This is a genomic window from Saliphagus infecundisoli (genome assembly GCF_020177375.1).
Classification (GTDB): domain Archaea; phylum Halobacteriota; class Halobacteria; order Halobacteriales; family Natrialbaceae; genus Saliphagus; species Saliphagus infecundisoli.
On record NZ_JAIWHV010000045.1, the window covers coordinates 1 to 16071 of the forward strand.

Annotated in this window: 14 protein-coding genes and 1 pseudogene; 8 read left to right on the forward strand and 7 right to left on the reverse strand. The window is 56.3% G+C overall.

Translation table 11 applies throughout. The features are described from left to right. Nucleotides 1–335: 335 nt before the first annotated feature. Nucleotides 336–1661, forward strand: coding sequence for an alpha-L-arabinofuranosidase C-terminal domain-containing protein (locus tag LCF40_RS21800; RefSeq protein WP_465269282.1), 1326 nt, complete (start codon nt 336–338; stop codon nt 1659–1661). Between the two features lie 208 nt (nt 1662–1869). Continuing rightward, nucleotides 1870–2136 (forward strand): hypothetical protein, encoded by a 267-nt coding sequence (locus tag LCF40_RS21805; RefSeq protein ID WP_224830238.1) that lies wholly within the window; start codon nt 1870–1872, stop codon nt 2134–2136. Between the two features lie 352 nt (nt 2137–2488). Here LCF40_RS21805 and LCF40_RS21810 read toward each other — a convergent pair whose 3' ends face one another. The 5 genes and pseudogenes from LCF40_RS21810 to LCF40_RS21830 form a co-directional block, all read right to left on the reverse strand. Continuing rightward, complete coding sequence (locus LCF40_RS21810; protein ID WP_224830239.1) at nt 2489–3517, reverse strand: formylglycine-generating enzyme family protein; 1029 nt, start codon at nt 3515–3517, stop codon at nt 2489–2491. A 511-nt stretch (nt 3518–4028) separates the two neighbouring features. After that, nucleotides 4029–4259: pseudogene (locus LCF40_RS23910) on the reverse strand (hypothetical protein); the annotation flags it as partial. A 254-nt stretch (nt 4260–4513) separates the two neighbouring features. Further along, nucleotides 4514–5977: a sulfatase family protein gene (locus LCF40_RS21820; protein WP_224830240.1), complete on the reverse strand. Its 1464-nt coding sequence runs from the start codon at nt 5975–5977 to the stop codon at nt 4514–4516. A gap of 812 nt (nt 5978–6789) precedes the next feature. Continuing rightward, on the reverse strand, nt 6790–8232 hold the full coding sequence (locus LCF40_RS21825; protein ID WP_224830241.1) for a sulfatase family protein: 1443 nt from the start codon (nt 8230–8232) through the stop codon (nt 6790–6792). 90 nt (nt 8233–8322) lie between these two features. Next, nucleotides 8323–8523 (reverse strand): SDR family oxidoreductase, encoded by a 201-nt coding sequence (locus LCF40_RS21830; protein WP_263623807.1) that lies wholly within the window; start codon nt 8521–8523, stop codon nt 8323–8325. A gap of 688 nt (nt 8524–9211) precedes the next feature. Here LCF40_RS21830 and LCF40_RS21835 point away from each other — a divergent pair. Next, nucleotides 9212–9400 carry a hypothetical protein gene (locus LCF40_RS21835; protein WP_224830250.1) on the forward strand — a complete coding sequence of 63 codons (189 nt, stop codon included), beginning with the start codon at nt 9212–9214 and terminating at the stop codon, nt 9398–9400. Nucleotides 9401–9482: 82 nt separating this feature from the next. On the opposite strand, the gene gfo6 is transcribed toward LCF40_RS21835, so the two are convergent. After that, the gene (gene gfo6 / locus LCF40_RS21840; RefSeq protein ID WP_263623804.1) at nt 9483–10556 is read right to left on the reverse strand and encodes a D-xylose 1-dehydrogenase Gfo6; all 1074 of its coding nucleotides are present in this window, start codon (nt 10554–10556) and stop codon (nt 9483–9485) included. A 125-nt stretch (nt 10557–10681) separates the two neighbouring features. Between gfo6 and LCF40_RS21845 the strand changes: the two genes are divergently transcribed. From LCF40_RS21845 to LCF40_RS21860, 4 genes are all read left to right on the forward strand, one after another. Beyond that, complete coding sequence (locus LCF40_RS21845; protein ID WP_224830243.1) at nt 10682–12277, forward strand: transposase; 1596 nt, start codon at nt 10682–10684, stop codon at nt 12275–12277. A gap of 586 nt (nt 12278–12863) precedes the next feature. Next, nucleotides 12864–13187: a hypothetical protein gene (locus LCF40_RS21850; RefSeq protein WP_224830244.1), complete on the forward strand. Its 324-nt coding sequence runs from the start codon at nt 12864–12866 to the stop codon at nt 13185–13187. A 383-nt stretch (nt 13188–13570) separates the two neighbouring features. Further along, nucleotides 13571–14485: a ParA family protein gene (locus LCF40_RS21855; RefSeq protein WP_224830245.1), complete on the forward strand. Its 915-nt coding sequence runs from the start codon at nt 13571–13573 to the stop codon at nt 14483–14485. Further along, nucleotides 14482–14919, forward strand: coding sequence for a DUF7970 domain-containing protein (locus LCF40_RS21860; protein WP_224830246.1), 438 nt, complete (start codon nt 14482–14484; stop codon nt 14917–14919). The genes LCF40_RS21855 and LCF40_RS21860 overlap by 4 nt, the downstream gene beginning before the upstream one ends. 174 nt (nt 14920–15093) lie before the next feature. Here the strand turns inward: LCF40_RS21860 and LCF40_RS21865 are convergent, their stop codons facing one another. Then, on the reverse strand, nt 15094–15306 hold the full coding sequence (locus LCF40_RS21865) for a hypothetical protein (RefSeq protein WP_224830247.1): 213 nt from the start codon (nt 15304–15306) through the stop codon (nt 15094–15096). Between LCF40_RS21865 and LCF40_RS23620 the strand changes: the two genes are divergently transcribed. Then, nucleotides 15202–15444, forward strand: a complete 243-nt coding sequence (locus tag LCF40_RS23620) for a DUF6788 family protein (protein WP_345777878.1) — start codon at nt 15202–15204, stop codon at nt 15442–15444. The two genes, LCF40_RS21865 and LCF40_RS23620, sit on opposite strands and share 105 nt — an antisense overlap. The last annotated feature ends 627 nt before the right edge of the window (nt 15445–16071 follow it).

The following is a 16071-nucleotide window of genomic DNA, read 5'->3' on the forward strand; positions in this document are numbered from 1 at the left end:
GCGAGCACGCTCGCGCAACTTATCGGAGGGAAACGCTCTTTGAATCCGGTCAACAACTACGGAATCCGGTGGGGTGTAAGTCATACTCTCCACCGGGTTCCTCAAACTGGTAGCACCAGCGATATGTAATCATCAGATGGCGGTGGTTCGGGTCGTTAAACTAGAAGGGATGATCCGATACCGACCTTGGTACGAATACTATCTTTGAATTTGCTCTTACCACTACAGAACCAGCGAACATCGTTATTGAACGCGCTCTCCTCTATCCGGCAGATCACGTTGACTACGCTGACCCCGAAGTTATTGAGTTGCTCCGCGAGCGTGAGTTGCCGCTGTTGCGATGGCCAGGTGGGAATTTCACGTCGGGATATGACTGGCGCGATGGAGTCGGAGAAGTCGACGAGCGGCCAACCAAACCTAATCCAGCGTGGGGTGGACTAGAGTACAATCTATTCGGAACAGACGAATTCATGAGGTTTTGCGAACGCGTCGGCTGCGAACCGATGCTCTGCGTCAACGCAGGAGACGGAACGCCCGAACAAGCGGCAAAGTGGGTTGAGTATTGTAACGGCGATGCTGAGGAAACAGAGATGGGTACATTGCGGGCCAAAAATGGTCATCCTGAACCGTATAATGTCGAACACTGGGAGATCGGCAATGAATTATACGGAAAATGGCAGGTGAACTGGACGACTAAGGATGGGTACGTAGACCGTTACGATCAGTTCCGTAGTGCCATGAAAACGGTTGATTCTTCGATTAAACTCAAAGCAATAGGCGATCTCCGTGGAGAACAATGGGACGATTGGAATGATCACTTACTAACTGAAGCAGGCGACTCTGTCCGAACGCTCACCCAGCACATCCTGGCAGGTGGGGCCGTTGATGAGGAAACCAATCCTGACGAACTGTTCCATGCGTTCATGGGCTTTTCAGAACAAATAGGCGAGCGGTTCAAAATTCTCCGAGAGCAGATGCGGGATGCCGGGATCGAGAACCCACGTCTTGCTATTACCGAGCTGCAACTGTTTGCCACGTTCACAGGAGATGATGATGCTGATGGACTTCTTTCGGCCGATACGATGCCTACACCGCAAACAATCTCCGAAGCACTTTACGACGCGACTATCATCCATGAGTGCATCCGGACAGGAGACTTCGTAGAGATGATGACTCATTCAGCATCGGTGAATCACGGGGGTGGCATCCAGAAAGAACGAGAACAAGTCTGGGCCGATCCATGTTACTACGGACATACCATGGGGATCCCAATGTGGGGCGGAACTCCTGTCGGTGTTGAACTAGAATGCGCCACAATCTCGACAGAGCATACTTTTCGAGAGATTGAACCCGTCGATGATACACCAACGTTAGATGTCATGGCCGTGCTATCATCGGATGAAGCCTCGCTCATACTAATGGTTGTCAACCGTACGAGCGGACAAGATCCTATCTCACTGTCTATTGACGCAGGTGCGTTCAATGCCTCATCCGAAGTCAAGCGAATGACCCTGTCGGCTGAGACGATGCACGGTGCCAACTCACGCGAACACCCCGAGAGGATAACTCCAGAATCCTCGACAGTTGAGATAGATGATGAGACAACAGTTATGATTTCACCGTACTCACTTACACGACTAACATTTGAGCGTGACGAGTAGTTCCCTGTATAGGTAGTGATGGGATGAAAGTCTGCTAAGCCCCCAGAACACGGAGAGAACCTCATTCTCGTCCAGCACCTCAATCAGGTCGGGAAGATTCAGTCGCATTAACTCCGTAGGAGCCAAATCTTCTCATCCTTGTCGCGAAGTTACAGTGCCACGCGCGGCACGGCTATCTTTATGTGTCGTCGCCTACGAAGCGCCAGGTATGCCAGAATCGAGCGTGGCCAGAAGCTTCGACCATCCAAACGTGCAGTTGAAGTGTCACTGTGGCTGGACCGGCCTCGACGCGGACGTCACCGACTGGGACGTGCAGTCGGACCGCAACCGCGTCGTCAGGAAGTGCCCCAACTGCGGCGAGGCCGTCCCGGAGTGGGGCGCGCTGCCGACCGTCGATGGCGCACGACGCATTGCTCGCGGTCCGCTCGCCGAGGCGCTCGCCGACGCTGGGCGCCTTGATGAGGACCACGCGTAACCGGCCGTCGCGTCGCTATCGATTTCGATCATCTCGGTTCGAACCGTCCCATCCAGGCTTATTCTCTTGGCAATCAAACGATTGAGTCTCACCGTAGCAGTCGGCAGTCAGGCGTCCCGCCGGAGCGTATCTAAGACGGCGCGACGACGCCGCGGTGCCAACCGCAAGTGCGACAGACGATGCCGACGACGCGGTCTGTAAGCACATTCTGAGACTTCAATTGATGCCGGCGGTCACCAGAAGGAACGCTCATTGCACGGAATCATCCTCTCCGGTTCCAGTGGGTCGACAGGTATACGTAAAATCACCAATCTCTGGATCAGGACGACGATACAGCGGGTCACGCCCGTGCTCACGCGGCGTCGACGACGCATCGGAACCCGATGTTGCCAGTGGAACTATTTGGGGCGTTCTTCGAACGAGCGGCCACCCGGTAGCGGTTGCACCACGACCGGTGACAGAGGTGTGACCCGCCGCGCATGACGCGTTCGGTGCCCTCGTTGGGACCCGTCGGGTTGTCGTGCGAGTAGTCGTCAGTGGTGTGGTAATCCGCGCTAAACCAGTCGGCGCACCATTCCCAGACATTCCCGGCGACATTGTAGAGACCGTAGTCGTTCGGTTCGAATTCGTTGACTGGTGCGGTCCGGACGTACCCGTCATCGCCTGTGTTGTGCTCGGGGAACTCACCCTGCCAGATGTTACAGTGGTGGTCACCGTCCGGTCGTAACTCGTCGCCCCAAGGGAACGTTCGCTGGCAGAGGCCGCCTCGGGCGGCATACTCCCACTCGGCCTCTGTCGGAAGGCGCTTGCCCATCCAGCCCGCGTACGCGGTGACGTCCCGCCAGGACACATGCGTGACGGGGTGTTTCAGTAGGTTCTGCTCGTCGAGCACGCTCTCGCTTGAGCCGGCTGGGTGGAGCCAGTCTGCCCCTTCGACCGCTACCCACCATGGGGCCGCCGCCACGTTCTGCACGATCCGGTCATGATCAGTCTCGTTAACGAAGTCCTCGAAGACGAACGACCAGCCGAAGCGCTCGGCGTCAGTCGTGTACCCCGTCTCGCGGACGAATTCGAGGAACTGCGCGTTCGTCACTGCAAACTTGTCCACGTAGAAGGGGTCGACGGTTATCTCGCGCGCCGGGCCCTCGCCGTCCTCTGGAAAGCCGACATCGGAGTCAGTCCCCATTGTGAACGTGCCGCCGTCGAGGCGTACCATCGCCCTCGTCCGGTCGTCGTCCTCACTCGTCGGCGCCGTCCTCCTCGGGTGGCTGCCTGTCAACTCGATCGCCTCGTCCGGGTTCCGCGACGGTCGCTGATCATCGGACGCCCGTCGCCGATCGCCCCGCGATGCGGCGCAGCAGGCGGGATCGTCATCAGTCACGTCTCAATGAGAGACAGAGGAAAGAGAAAACCATTACGGTGGGCCGCAACCGGATCCGGGCGGTTCGCCCTTTCCTTTGCAGCCTGACGCCCATGTCCATCTCGGGCCGAACGGCCCCATCGATTGGACTCCGCCTGCCCCCGAAGGTCGATCCTGACCTTCAGCCCAGCGCTATCCCTGTCGTTCGAAGGCCACTTCCCGTTCGTTGATCTCACGGATCCACTCGGAGTCGAATTTTGGCTCTCGGTTGTAGGTATACAAGCCGTTGGTCTCCTGTTCAATGTCGTAGAGTTGCGTGTATCAAAACGCCCACATTTGCCGCGGCGACTGCAGCGGATTTCGACGCGATCGCCAGCGGCGAGGTCGCGATCGAGGGAATTGTCGACTACGAGGGGGGGGCCCAGTAACAATTATCGATACGACGAGACCGGGACAGTGAGCGCGGCCCAGCTCGTCTACTGGCAGTCGAGAACGACGCCTCGGGCAGTTCGAGCTTCGACAGCTCGCTCTACTACAGAACGATGCCGGCTTCGCTCCTGGGCGTCTCATTGCCCGTATTGGACCCAGATGCCCCTTTTGTCGGATATGAGCTACTATGATTCTTCCCGACGAGCGCCGTCCGATACCCCGTGTCGTTCATAATGTCAGAGAGGTCCTGCTCGCACTCGGCCCTGTCCTGTTGCTGGTTGATCCAGGCGTCGGTCGCAGTGGTGAAGCGACTGGTCAGGAAGCTTGTTCTAGCCGGGACACACCGGTATCGAGGCGTACGCTCGGTCGAACCACATCCTCTTCTGAGCGAGTGCGTCTAGGAATAGCGCGTGTTGAGAGGAAATCCCTTAGGGGCGCAGTGGTCCGCTTGCTGCTGATCGGTCATGACGACCACCACGTTCTACACGTCCGGCATATGCCCGCGACCGAACGCAGTGTGTGAAGTCTGATCAATGTCCCACGGCGGCGCGGGCAGACGGAGTCCGAAGCGGAACTCCCGTCGAGCGGTCAGCGGAAATCCGCCGCCCAGTCAGCGGTCCGAATGCCACTCTCGATGCGCCACTTCAAGAGCGTGTCGAGCAGGTCACGTTTCACATCTTGGGTGTCCGGGTCGTCCCATAGGTTCTCAGTCTCTTCGCGGTCCGTGGTCAGGTCGAATAGCTGTCCCTCGTCATGGTCGACAAAGTGGACGAGTTTCCAGTCGTCGGTCCGGACCATTGTCATGAATTCAGTCGCGTCGAGGATGCCGCTCCTGGCGTGTTCAGCGAAGACGATATTTCGGCCAGACCAGTCGTCGTCACCTTCGAGTGCACCGAGGAGCGATCGTGCCTCCATCGAGTCGTCGACAGGCGCATCCGCGATGTCGAGGATAGTCGGTCCGAGGTCAAACAGCGAGACGAGATCGTCGACGGTGTCGGGCTCAAAGCGGTCCGGCGACCAGACCATCGTGGGAACGCGTGTAACTTCTTCGTACATTGTCCACTTCTGGATGTGACCATGATCGGTCAGCATCTCGCCGTGGTCCGATGTGAAGATCACGACGGTGTCCTCGTACCCATTGGCCTCAAGTGCGTCCATGATCTTCCCAACTTGTTCGTCGATCATCGCCACGTTGGCGTAGTAATACGCCCGTTGGCGGTGGAGTCGCTCCTTGCTCGCCTCAGGGTCGTGTACTACGGAGTCGTGGTCGATCTCCTGGTGGTGCTCGCAGAGGGCTTGTAGCGGTTCGGGTTGGCTCTCTAGGTCGTCGGGATCCAACTTCGGCATTGGGAGGTCGCGATTCAAGTACTCCTCTGCGTACTCGGGAGTGGGGTCAAACGGCGGGTGCGGCCCCGGGAAGCCCACCTCCATGAACAGCGGTTGGTCGAGTTTCGGCATGTAGTCAAGCCAGCGCTCGGTGAAGTCCCCAACGAAGACATCGGGGTGGGCGTCCGCGGGGAGTTTCCACTCAAACGCGCCCAGGCGCTCCTCGTAGTCGTCCCACTGACGGTAGAACTCGCGCTGCTGTTTCAGGAGTCCCTTAGCCTGGAGCGCCCGGTCCCATTCGTCGAGGAAGTACTTCTCGCCCGGCAGCGGCGGGTCGCCCGCCGGCACGTCACCAAGGTAGCGGTCCTTGTTCTCCACAGGATAGCGCTCGTCAAACCCCATCGGCGTCTCGTAGGGGGCGGTGTGCATCTTACCGACGTTCACGGTGTAATAACCGCTCTCGGAGATGTCTTCCACCCATGAGTGCGTCCACTGGTCGCCGTTCCGATAGATACCGGTCGTATGTGGGTAGTACCCAGTAAAGAGGCTGGCCCGCGAGGGCGCACACGATGGTGCAGTGATGTGGCAGTCTGTGAATGTCACTCCCTCTTCGACCAGTCGATCGAGGTTCGGTGTTTCCATGTGTTCGGCGCCGAGACCGCATATGGTGTCGAACCGCTGCTGGTCGGTATTGATAAAGATGACGTTTGGACGATCATCCACCATGACGGATGCCTTGTGAGGAACACTCAAAACCTTTGTCAATCGGTCGTCGACCGCCGCATCCCGCTGTTTTCGCACTGCGAACTCTGGCGTAGACTGCACTATGTTCGCATTAGAAACGATTCGGTTCGAATTCCCGTTAATGGTCGGATCGTGAGGACAGATTCGCCCTCAATCAAGTCCAGCTATCGGTATTGACTACACAGATCACCACTGGCGTGTGAAGGTTTTCCACAACTCAAATCGCATTTGGAATTTCGGAAAATTGTCGTGTTAAGAGGGTGGCATAGAACGGTTAGCATGGTTTGAGGAATCGATTGAGAGGTCTGCTATCGCCGCTTCCGAATGATGTCAATGTGCTACTGGGGTGTGTGCTGAGTTCTATGACCCCTAGTGTTATAACAATCCCATATATGGAATCTTCCCGGCGCCCTCTTGATAGTACCTGCTACGATCCGCCGTACCTATACTATTAATTATTCACTATTGCTTAATGTGATTTTTCACTATGAGAATGAGCTGGCGAGGACTGGTCGTCGAGGAGATCTCGACGTGCTCCCGCTGCTACCTGCGCGGCGTCACGCGGGCCGCCAACCCCGAGGATGAATCGATACCGAGGCATCAAGGCCTCCCGCGAGGGTGTCATAGAACTATTCACATCCCTCAGTAGTACCCCGAGGAACGGTATCTCAGAAGAAGCTAATATTGCTGCCATTCGGAAGCGGCGATAGCAGACCTCTCAACCGAACCCCAAAACCATGCTAACCGTTCTATGACGCCCTACACCCGCACCAACTGGCTCCCGCTTCAAAGGATCACCAGGGCGCGTGCCGCTTAGGCGCTGGATCGACGGTGTCTGCCATGCGGTCGGACAGCGTCGTCAGCAGTTCGGCGCGAACATCTGTGTACGCCGGATCGTCCCAGCGGTTGAGCTTCTCCCCCGGGTCCTCGCTGAGATCGTATAGTTCCCCCTGATCGGTCCGGTGGTGACGGACGAGTTTGTACTCGTCTGTTCGCACCATAGTCGAGTAGTCCGTCGGCTCCTGCCACCCGACGAGGTCGTACGCCTCTGCGTAGACAGAGTCGCGGTGAAAGTCAGTCTCGTCCGTCAGGAACGGCCAGAGGGATTCGCCTTGCATCGCTTGGGGGACGTCCAGACCCGTGGCGTCCATGAACGTCGGGGCGAGGTCGACGAGTTCGACGAGTTCGTCCGTTTGGACGCCTTCCCGGATCTCACCCGGCCACGAGACAAGGAGAGGAACCCGCAGAGATTCTTCGTAGAAGAACGGGCCCTTGAGGTAGATGCCGTGGTCGCCCAGCAACTCACCGTGGTCGGACGTAAAGACAACGAGGGTGTCTTCGCGCTGCCCGGTCCGTTCCAGGGCGTTGACAAGGCGTCCGACTGCGTCGTCGATTAGGTCGCACATCGCCCAGTAAGAGGCGATAACAATCCGGTGTTCCCGATCGTCCATGTCGGTATAGGGGATAAGCCCCTCCATCGTGTACGCGTTCTCGTGACAGGCACGGTACCACGGCGGCTTGTCATTGAGTTCGCCCAGTTCGTAGTCGGGCAGCGGGATCTCTTCAAGGTGATCGAGGTACCGCTGAAGGTAGCTATCGGGCGCCTCGAACGCGTGGTGCGGATCGAACGGGTTGACGGAGTACAGCCAGGGCTCGTCGTTGTTGACGGCGAGTTCTATGAACGACTCGGCCTTGCGTGCACACCAGGTCGTCTGATGGTACTCGGGCCGCATGCCGACCTTGACGTACGGGCAGCCTTCAACCCGATGTGTCTCATACTTGACTCCTTCCTCAAGAAGCCACCGCTGATACTCGTTGGCGGGCGAGGCATGTGTGATGTCGTGCGACCACTGAAAGTCGGCGTAGCCGTCGTCGATTCGACGCTCGCCCATTGGAAGGTCCGTGCTTTCCGGGTGGGCTGGCGAGACGTGCAGTTTGCCAGACAAGCCGCATACGTAGCCCTCGTCCGCGAGTCGACGCGTCACGAGCGTCTCGTCGTCCGGGATGCTGTACCCGTTTCCGTGGACCCGGGTCGTCCGCGGGTACCGGCCGGTTAGGAAACTGGCTCGACTGGGGACACAGACGGGGCTCTGCGAGAAGGCTTGGTTGAACTGGACGCCGGATTCGGCCAACGTATCGATATTGGGAGTCTCCACGAAGTCGTTGCCATAGCACCCAAGTGTGTCGTACCGTTGCTGATCGGTACAGATCCAGAGAATGTTCGGTCGGTCTGGCATCACTCCTCGTGGGGCGGCCAGTACAATAATTCCACCGGCGGGTCGCCCCAGGACGCGACGCCACGCAGCGATCGGATCGAGTCGCGACTGTCAATCGTACCGGTATTTCCAGTTGTCGATTGGGACCTGGCCGCCGTCAACACAGAGTTCGGGACCGTTCACGTAGTCGCTAGCCGGCAAGCAGAGAAAGGCGATGGCTTCCCCAATCTCTTCCGGTTCAGCGAACCGGCTGAGCAGAACCATTCTTCGAAATTCTGTAGCGTCGGAACGAACTGGAGTTGCGAACGACAGGGCCTATGCACGGGTCGGACGGACGAGAGAGATTCGTCTGGATCGGCGCCAAACACGCCGGAAGATCGATCGCTACACCCGCCGCGGTGGACTCGAAAGCGCGTATATAGGATTTAAATCGAGCACTGATGCAGGTTCGATATTATCGAAATATTGTTCCCTCATCACTAAGCACTCAAATCACTCAGATCATGGTATTACAATCGTATTCTTGTAATCATTGTCGTAATGACCTATTCCAAATTCGGTGCTGTCGAATCAAGAACTATCTTAGGAAGCGTTCGGTCGAATGATTTGTGAAGCCATTGTATGTGTTATTTCAGTAATGATAACTGATATAAAAAGCCTATTTTAAGAGTGAGATCTGTATAATTAGATGTTATTAAATTATAACTCTGAGGTACCATATTTAGTTGGTGGTTTTATGCCGGTTGATTGGAACTACGGGAGTGGTAGTAGCAGCGATGTAGGCAGTCAGGCCAGCGTGATTGAACCAAGCGAACAGATCCTACACTCTGCCAGAGACGCTGCTGACGCATGCGTCGCGCACGCCAGCCTGACCAGTCAGTCACCTGATTCATCCGCTTCCTTCACGACGACGTATCAGTTAGGAGGCTTCTGGGCCAGAGTGGACAACTAGTGGGTTTACTCTATAAAGTCTATCTCTATGGCAGGAATTGACATAGATATGATTGACGAGGAGCCGCCGGTCCCGAAGGATATCTTCACGAGCGCGAAAGAGCAATTCGAGGAGGAAGAGATCTCTTTGGCGGACAACGAGGAGATCCTCCGCGCCCTGAGCGAGCTGACGCTGGTCTATGAGAACGACCGGTCGTACTTCGTGCTCAGGAAGTCGGTAACAACGCTCGACGCCTGAGAACAACCACGGTAATAAAAAACGCCCCACTCAGGGCGGCGTTCGCTATCTTGGTCGAGATGGGTTCGTGACCGACGACAGCTCATTGGATCGTAACGGTCTGGTCGGATTCGGCAGCCTCGTAGATAGCCTCAATGACGCGGACGTCGACCAGGCCGTGGTCACCGTCAGGACCGATCGCCTCACCCGAGAGGATCCTGTCTGCGAAGTACGTGAGAATCTCGGTCATCTGGTCGACCTGTGGGGTCGAGAGGTCGACGGTGGTCTCGTCGCGGGTCAGTCGCAGTTCTGTCTCCATGTGGAAGGCAGGTTCGACGTAGATTTCGCCGTCGGTCCCGACGATTCGGAGGCTCGTACTCGATTGAGCGTTCTGACTTGCCGTGGACGCGAGGAACGTTCCGTCGTCCATCGAGAGCGTGAACGCCGTCCGTTCGTCAGGGACGTCCGCGAAGAATTCGTGGGTCGAATCCATCTGTGCCTGTGCAGTGAGCGGGTCGGCATCCAGCAGGAATCGGGCCGTGTTCAGCGGGTAGATACCGATGTCGGTGACGGATACACCGGACCCTACGAGGTCGGGGTTCAGCCGCCACTGGTCCGGGTCGTCGTTGATATCGATCAGCGACTGAGTGTTGTTCCCGAGCGCCACGACCGGGCGCCCGATGGTACCGTCTCGAATCAATTCCCGGGCGCGTCTGATGGCTGGTTCCGTGTGCATCCGATATCCGACCAGGAGTGGCACATCGTCATCGCTAGCGACGTCGACCATCCGCTCCGCTCGCTCTACCGACGCCTCCATAGGTTTCTCGCAGAAGATCGCCTTCCCGAGGTCGGCGGCGGTCTCGGCGTATGGGAGGTGAAGCGCGTTCGGTGAACAGATGTAGATGGCGTCGTACGCATCGCTGGCGGCCCCATGGTGGAACTCGTCGTACGTAATGCCATGTGTGATCGGTTCGAACCGATCTACAACGTCGTTGGCCTTGTCTGTAGAACCGCTGACAGCGACCGTTATGTCACACAATTCGGAATCGAGGAGTGCAGGGATAGTCCTGTCAACGGTCCACCACCCGAGTCCGATAACCGCGAAGCGAACAGTTCCATGGGCCGTCGTCTGCCAGTCGCGTTCTTCAAAGTCATCGAGATAGTCTGCTATCGTCATACGCCCGGCTGCGTCGCACTTGGATAGCCCGTTGCACGGTTTCAAAATTAGCTCCGATCTATCGCTGTGTGATCACTATCGGCTAGAATAGTCACTTTAACTAGACTAGAAGTCGGATCGGTAGTATGTCCACTACTAGATCCGACGTGAGTAAAAACACGACTCCCACCCATAAGATTGCTGTTCGTGAGTTCCTCCGCACTCATGGTGAGGTTGCCTCGAAGGAGCAACTCCGCGCTGGCACCTCGGTGCCAGCGTGGTATATCGATCAGATCGCTTCCGAAGATCCCTTCTACACCTCGCTGAACTCTGACGGCAGATACGTCACCAGCAAACACGTCGTTGGCCATCGATCAACTCACGACGGCTTCTGGCGACCCGAGGTGGACGACGGCGTTGCCGTCTTCCACCGCAAAGAAGACACCAAATCGACGCTCAAACACCTCGCGTTCAGGCGCCCATCCGGACTCACGCCAGCCGAAGCCAACGATCTTCTCGGGCGCCGCTGCTATCGTCCTCTCCGTAACCTCGCTGAACAACAAGAGATCCATGCCGTTGACTGGCAGAACACGACTCTCTACCTCCACAGCTGGCCGTCCCGGAGGGACGACCAGCTGACACAACGCTGCACCGACAAGCCGACCGATGTCACACCCGGAGAACCAACCGAAGACGGCTACCTCTACCGAGATGAACTCGTTGCGACGTTCCTCTCGGTTGCTGTCTCTCAGATCCAATCCATCCCTCCTGAACGGGCAGCTGCCCTCGTCCTACGGCAGTTCGAGGGCGACTCCTTCGACGCCCTCGAACGCCGCCTTCGGCGGAATCACTCGTTCAGGGAGGCTCTCGACTACGTCGAGCCAGAGGATGTCCCCGACGGGACATCTCTCTGGCGGGCCTTCAACGACCTCCAGCCCGACGAACTCCGTGAGTGCCTCCAGTCAATGTGTGGCGAGTTGCTCGCTGATCACGACCACGCCGGAGAGTTCATTATCATCGACGGCACTCACATTGCTGCCTGGGCAAACACACGCGACGAGATCGAAAACGGCGACGTTGAAGGGGCGAGCTGGGGCAAACACGAAGGCTCGTTCTACGGCTACAAGGTGTTTCTCGTCGTTGACGCCGCAAGCGAGTTGCCGGTCGCCATCACGATGGAGACCGGCAAACGGAACGATACTACAGCGTTCGAACCGCTCATCGAGGAATTCGATGAGCGGTACGACACCGACGAACTCCAGGCTACACTGGCTGATGCCGGCTTCGACAGTCAGGACAACCGTGAGGTCTGCCAAGATCGTCTTGACTGTCCGTTGCTGACGTCGATCAATCCCCGCAGATCGTCGCCGTTAGCGACGATCAAGGACGAAATCAAAGAGCTGTTCGAGGACCACGGCGAGGAGATCGACACTCCCTACGACGCACTGGAGCGACTTCCACAAGAGCAACTCTCGGAGTACGGCGTTTCCGTTGGCAGCGTCGAGGAGAGCTACATTTTCCAGGCGATCAAAGAGCGGATGCATCGACACCTGCGCGCAGGTGTCGAGCGGGTGTTCTCCCGGATGAAGTCGTTCACCGGTCTTGATCGCGTCCGCGCACGTAAGGAGAAAAACGTGGAGACGCATGTTGTTCTCTCTGCAGTGGCACTTGTCGCAGCGTCTCTCACTGCACATCGCCAGAACAAACCAGGGCTGATACGCTCACCAAGTCGGCTTATCTGACCGCTGGACCACCTGTCCAAAAAACAGGTGTCGCCGCCTGAGAGGCATCGCTCTCAGGCGGCTCTCTTTCGTGATCATCTCATGAGTAGTCAGGGCGATTCGCCGGCTGATGCAGGTGGTTCTATCAAGAAACGTAACAGCATTGGGTCAGCACCGCCGATGGGTGGTCAGTTTTAGGCCCGACCGTCCCGTCCGGCGAACTAATTTTGAACGTGCAACAGGGTATTGGACAAAAAAATATCCCCTCGCTCCGATTGTGCGAATTTGCAATCCTCCGGACTGCAGTGTGCCGATATCTGCAGATTACGGACGCAAACGGAGTTCAATACTTCCTTCCTCTCCGTTTCTCACAGCCATTCTTAGTGGAGAAAGTATTCCGAGGGTTATGAATCCACCCTCCGAAATTGTGGTCATGCGAGCCTGATCAATTTCTATATCATTATGGGGTTTACGAAACACGATTCTAGGCCTTCAGCCCCTATAGCGTCTAAATTCGGGTGGTTTGTGATTTTGCTCTTCACTGTGTATTAATACAGTTGTACACAGTGGATTTACGTGGGTCCCCGCCCTCGGCGAAGCACGAACGATGGAACCCACTGAGGGCGGCGCTACACCCGGGGAAACGGCGGTCGAAACGGCCATCCAGCAATATCTCGACAGCGTCGAGGCCGGGAACTCGCGGAAGAACTTCCAATCGACGCTTGCAACGTGGAAGGACTGGCTTCGTGACGAACGGGGCGTGACGACCCTCGAGGAGTTGGAGGTCATCGACTGTCGTCGGTACGCACGTCACCTGAAGCAACGGCCTCGCGCCGGTGATTTGAAGGCGAGCATTGCGACGAGTTCCTATATGGACTCAAGTTGTCCACTGAGATCGCCGAAAACCTCCGTTCGGGGTAACAGCTCGTAATCAGAGGTGTTTCATCCTGTACCACCTGGAAGCCGAAACCAAGTGGCACCGTTCCCAGTCGGTGTAGATCTCATCGCTTGGCACACGTCGATGTTGGCGCTCGACAGTTCCAAAGCTACAGAAAAATAGCTAGAGGTGCACACATCGTTGCCTGCCTTCCCCGACCTTACAAGTAATTCGAATACATTACCCCCATACCACATCTATATACATATTGTATATAACTCATCCATATACATTAGATGTATAGACTAGGTGGGTAGATTAGGTGAGTGGATTAGACGGAAGAGTTAGGAGGATAAATTAGGTAGATGGACTATATATGCCCGTTATCCGGATGTCTGACGTAGATTTATTATCTATCTATTATATAGGGGTAATGCATGCCCATCACCTACACGGTGTATTCGGAATCCGGCGGTATCCACAAGACGACGTGGACCGCGAATCTCGCCGAAGCGCACGCTCGGCAGGGGTTTGACGTACTCGTCATCGACCTCGATCACCAAGCAGCGAATCTCACATACCTGTTCGACGTCGAAGAGGGGAGAGACGACCCTGACGCCGATAATCTCGTTCGGCACGTCCTTGACCGGCCGAATGGCGACTTCGATGACCTTATTCAGACCACCGAAGAGGGGGTTGACGTCCTCCCCGCACACGACATGCTCGAGGAGTTTACCGAGCTTTTGCTTCAGCGCGAACGATTCGAGGAGAATATGGGTGATGACTTCGATCGCTACGAACAGCTCTACAAGGTCCTCTGGGAGGAGAATAACGTCCAAGAGGACTACGACGTTGTGATCATCGATCCGAACGCACGAGCAGAGATCATGCTCTATAACGCGATCTACGCAACGCGGACGCTCGTCGCCCCAAGTAAACCCGCTGGGAAAGGTAACAAGAGCCTCGATGGCCTGGGTGGCCTTCTCGAGAGTATGAGCACGAACCTCGGGATCGACGTCGGTGTTGCGGCGGTAATCCTCTCCGGTGTGGGGGATACGAGTACGCATAATCGCTATGGCGAGCAGATGGAAGCTGAGTATGGTGTCGCCGGCTCGATCGGCAAGCGTGAGAGTATGATGGACGAAATGTGGGATGTACAGGGAACCGCATTCAAAGTCGTCGAAGAGGGCTGGCACAACGGTGAGAAAGAGGCACGAAGACTCCGAGAGCGCGAGGTCGAAACGCTTGAGACCATCCTCGAAGTCGCTGATTCGCTGGCAAACGAATTTGATGTTGAGCCACCTCAAGAACCAACACTCACCATTGAGGACGAGGAGGTGGCACCCCTATGACAGGGCTGAAAAAGGGGACAGGAAGCCTTGATTTCGATAGTGATGAGGACGATGCGGAAGACGACACGTCATCCGAATCGACTCCTGCTTCGGAGGACGATGACGAATCTAGTTTGCAAGAGGAGGACACGTCATCCACTCGAGAGACGACATCCCAAGCGCCGGATCTAGATGTGAATGACCTGCCGTATTTGGTCCAACGACAAATGCGCGGAGCGTCGGTGAACGCCGACCGAACGAACCAGTTGCTCTTGGAGGTTCGACCGTTCGTGAAAGCCGATGAAGACACGTTCCTTGCAGATCTCCAAGATCTTATTGACGGTCCCGTTTACAAGGGTGATGCTCGGGAGGCCGCACTGGTCGTCGCACAAGAACACCCCGAGCTCGTCGCCGAGAAACTCACCGAATGGGGGATTGAATACCTCGACAAGTAACGAGCCACCCAAGAGACGTGATCTGCAGTCTTTGCCTTGTACAACGGTAATTGAGCTTTTCATTGAGAATGAGACAGCCACGCTCTCGAAACAGATCGAATCTTGAGTGTGAATAACCGGCCCGTAGTACGTGTCTCATTGGTGGGTGGAAACGCCAACAACTGTTGCACAAGGTCAATGGCTCCACCGACCGCTCCTTCGACACTTCCGAAATACATCGCGGACGGGCTCCCGAAACAGGACGATGAGACGCTCCGCGACACTCGCGAGTACATCGATCAGCTGCTCGCCGATCGCGAACGGCGCCGAGAAGAGCCTGTTACCGAAGACGATCTCTCCGATGACGTCGACGTCGTCGAGGAGGGTTCGGGCGGTACAGTCTATCATGAGTATCGGACCTGTGGCGATGATACATGTCGTTGTATGACCGGCGGTCCAAAACACGGTCCGTACGCGTATCGAGCTTATCGCGACGGCGACACGGTTCAAAGAGAGTACCTTGGAAAAGCTGATCCGGATGACTAGCAAGTCCCCATCGACATCTCCAGTCCTTCCGACGAAATTGCGTCTAACCCTCTCCCCCCTTTTTCGAGTTGTAAACTCAAGAAGTGAGAGGGTGGGAAACTTCTATTTGGACCTTAAGACAGCCTTTTCCAGGAAATTCACTCAGTAGAGGGGCTGAAGCGCGGCTTCTATATAAGCCATATGGATAGCGAAAAACTTATTTGATGAGAGTAGAAACCAAATCCGCACTAGGGATAAAAGAAGAACTAGATGGGAAAAGGTGAGATGATCAACAGCTCCCATTTCATTTCGCTATCTCGTGGGTATATCTCCGGAAGTCTGGTATTCCAACGGCTCTCCTCGTGGTATCGGTCAACTAGTCTTCACACTCTGAGTCGCTGAGAGTATCCTCCCACCGATTTACAACTCGAAAAAGGGGGGAGGGGGAGAAGGGCCGAGAACGGTGGATAAGCACTAGAGGTTCTCTACCTAAATGTAGCTGCAACCGTTAAGCTGCTAGCTTAAGCTCTCTGAGCACCTATCTATCGGAATGAGCGCGAAGAAACACGTTGTCGAGCTTTCCGACGAAGACCGCAAAACGTTGGACTGGTTCATCTCAACCGGTGAACGAAAGGCCGAGGACAATAC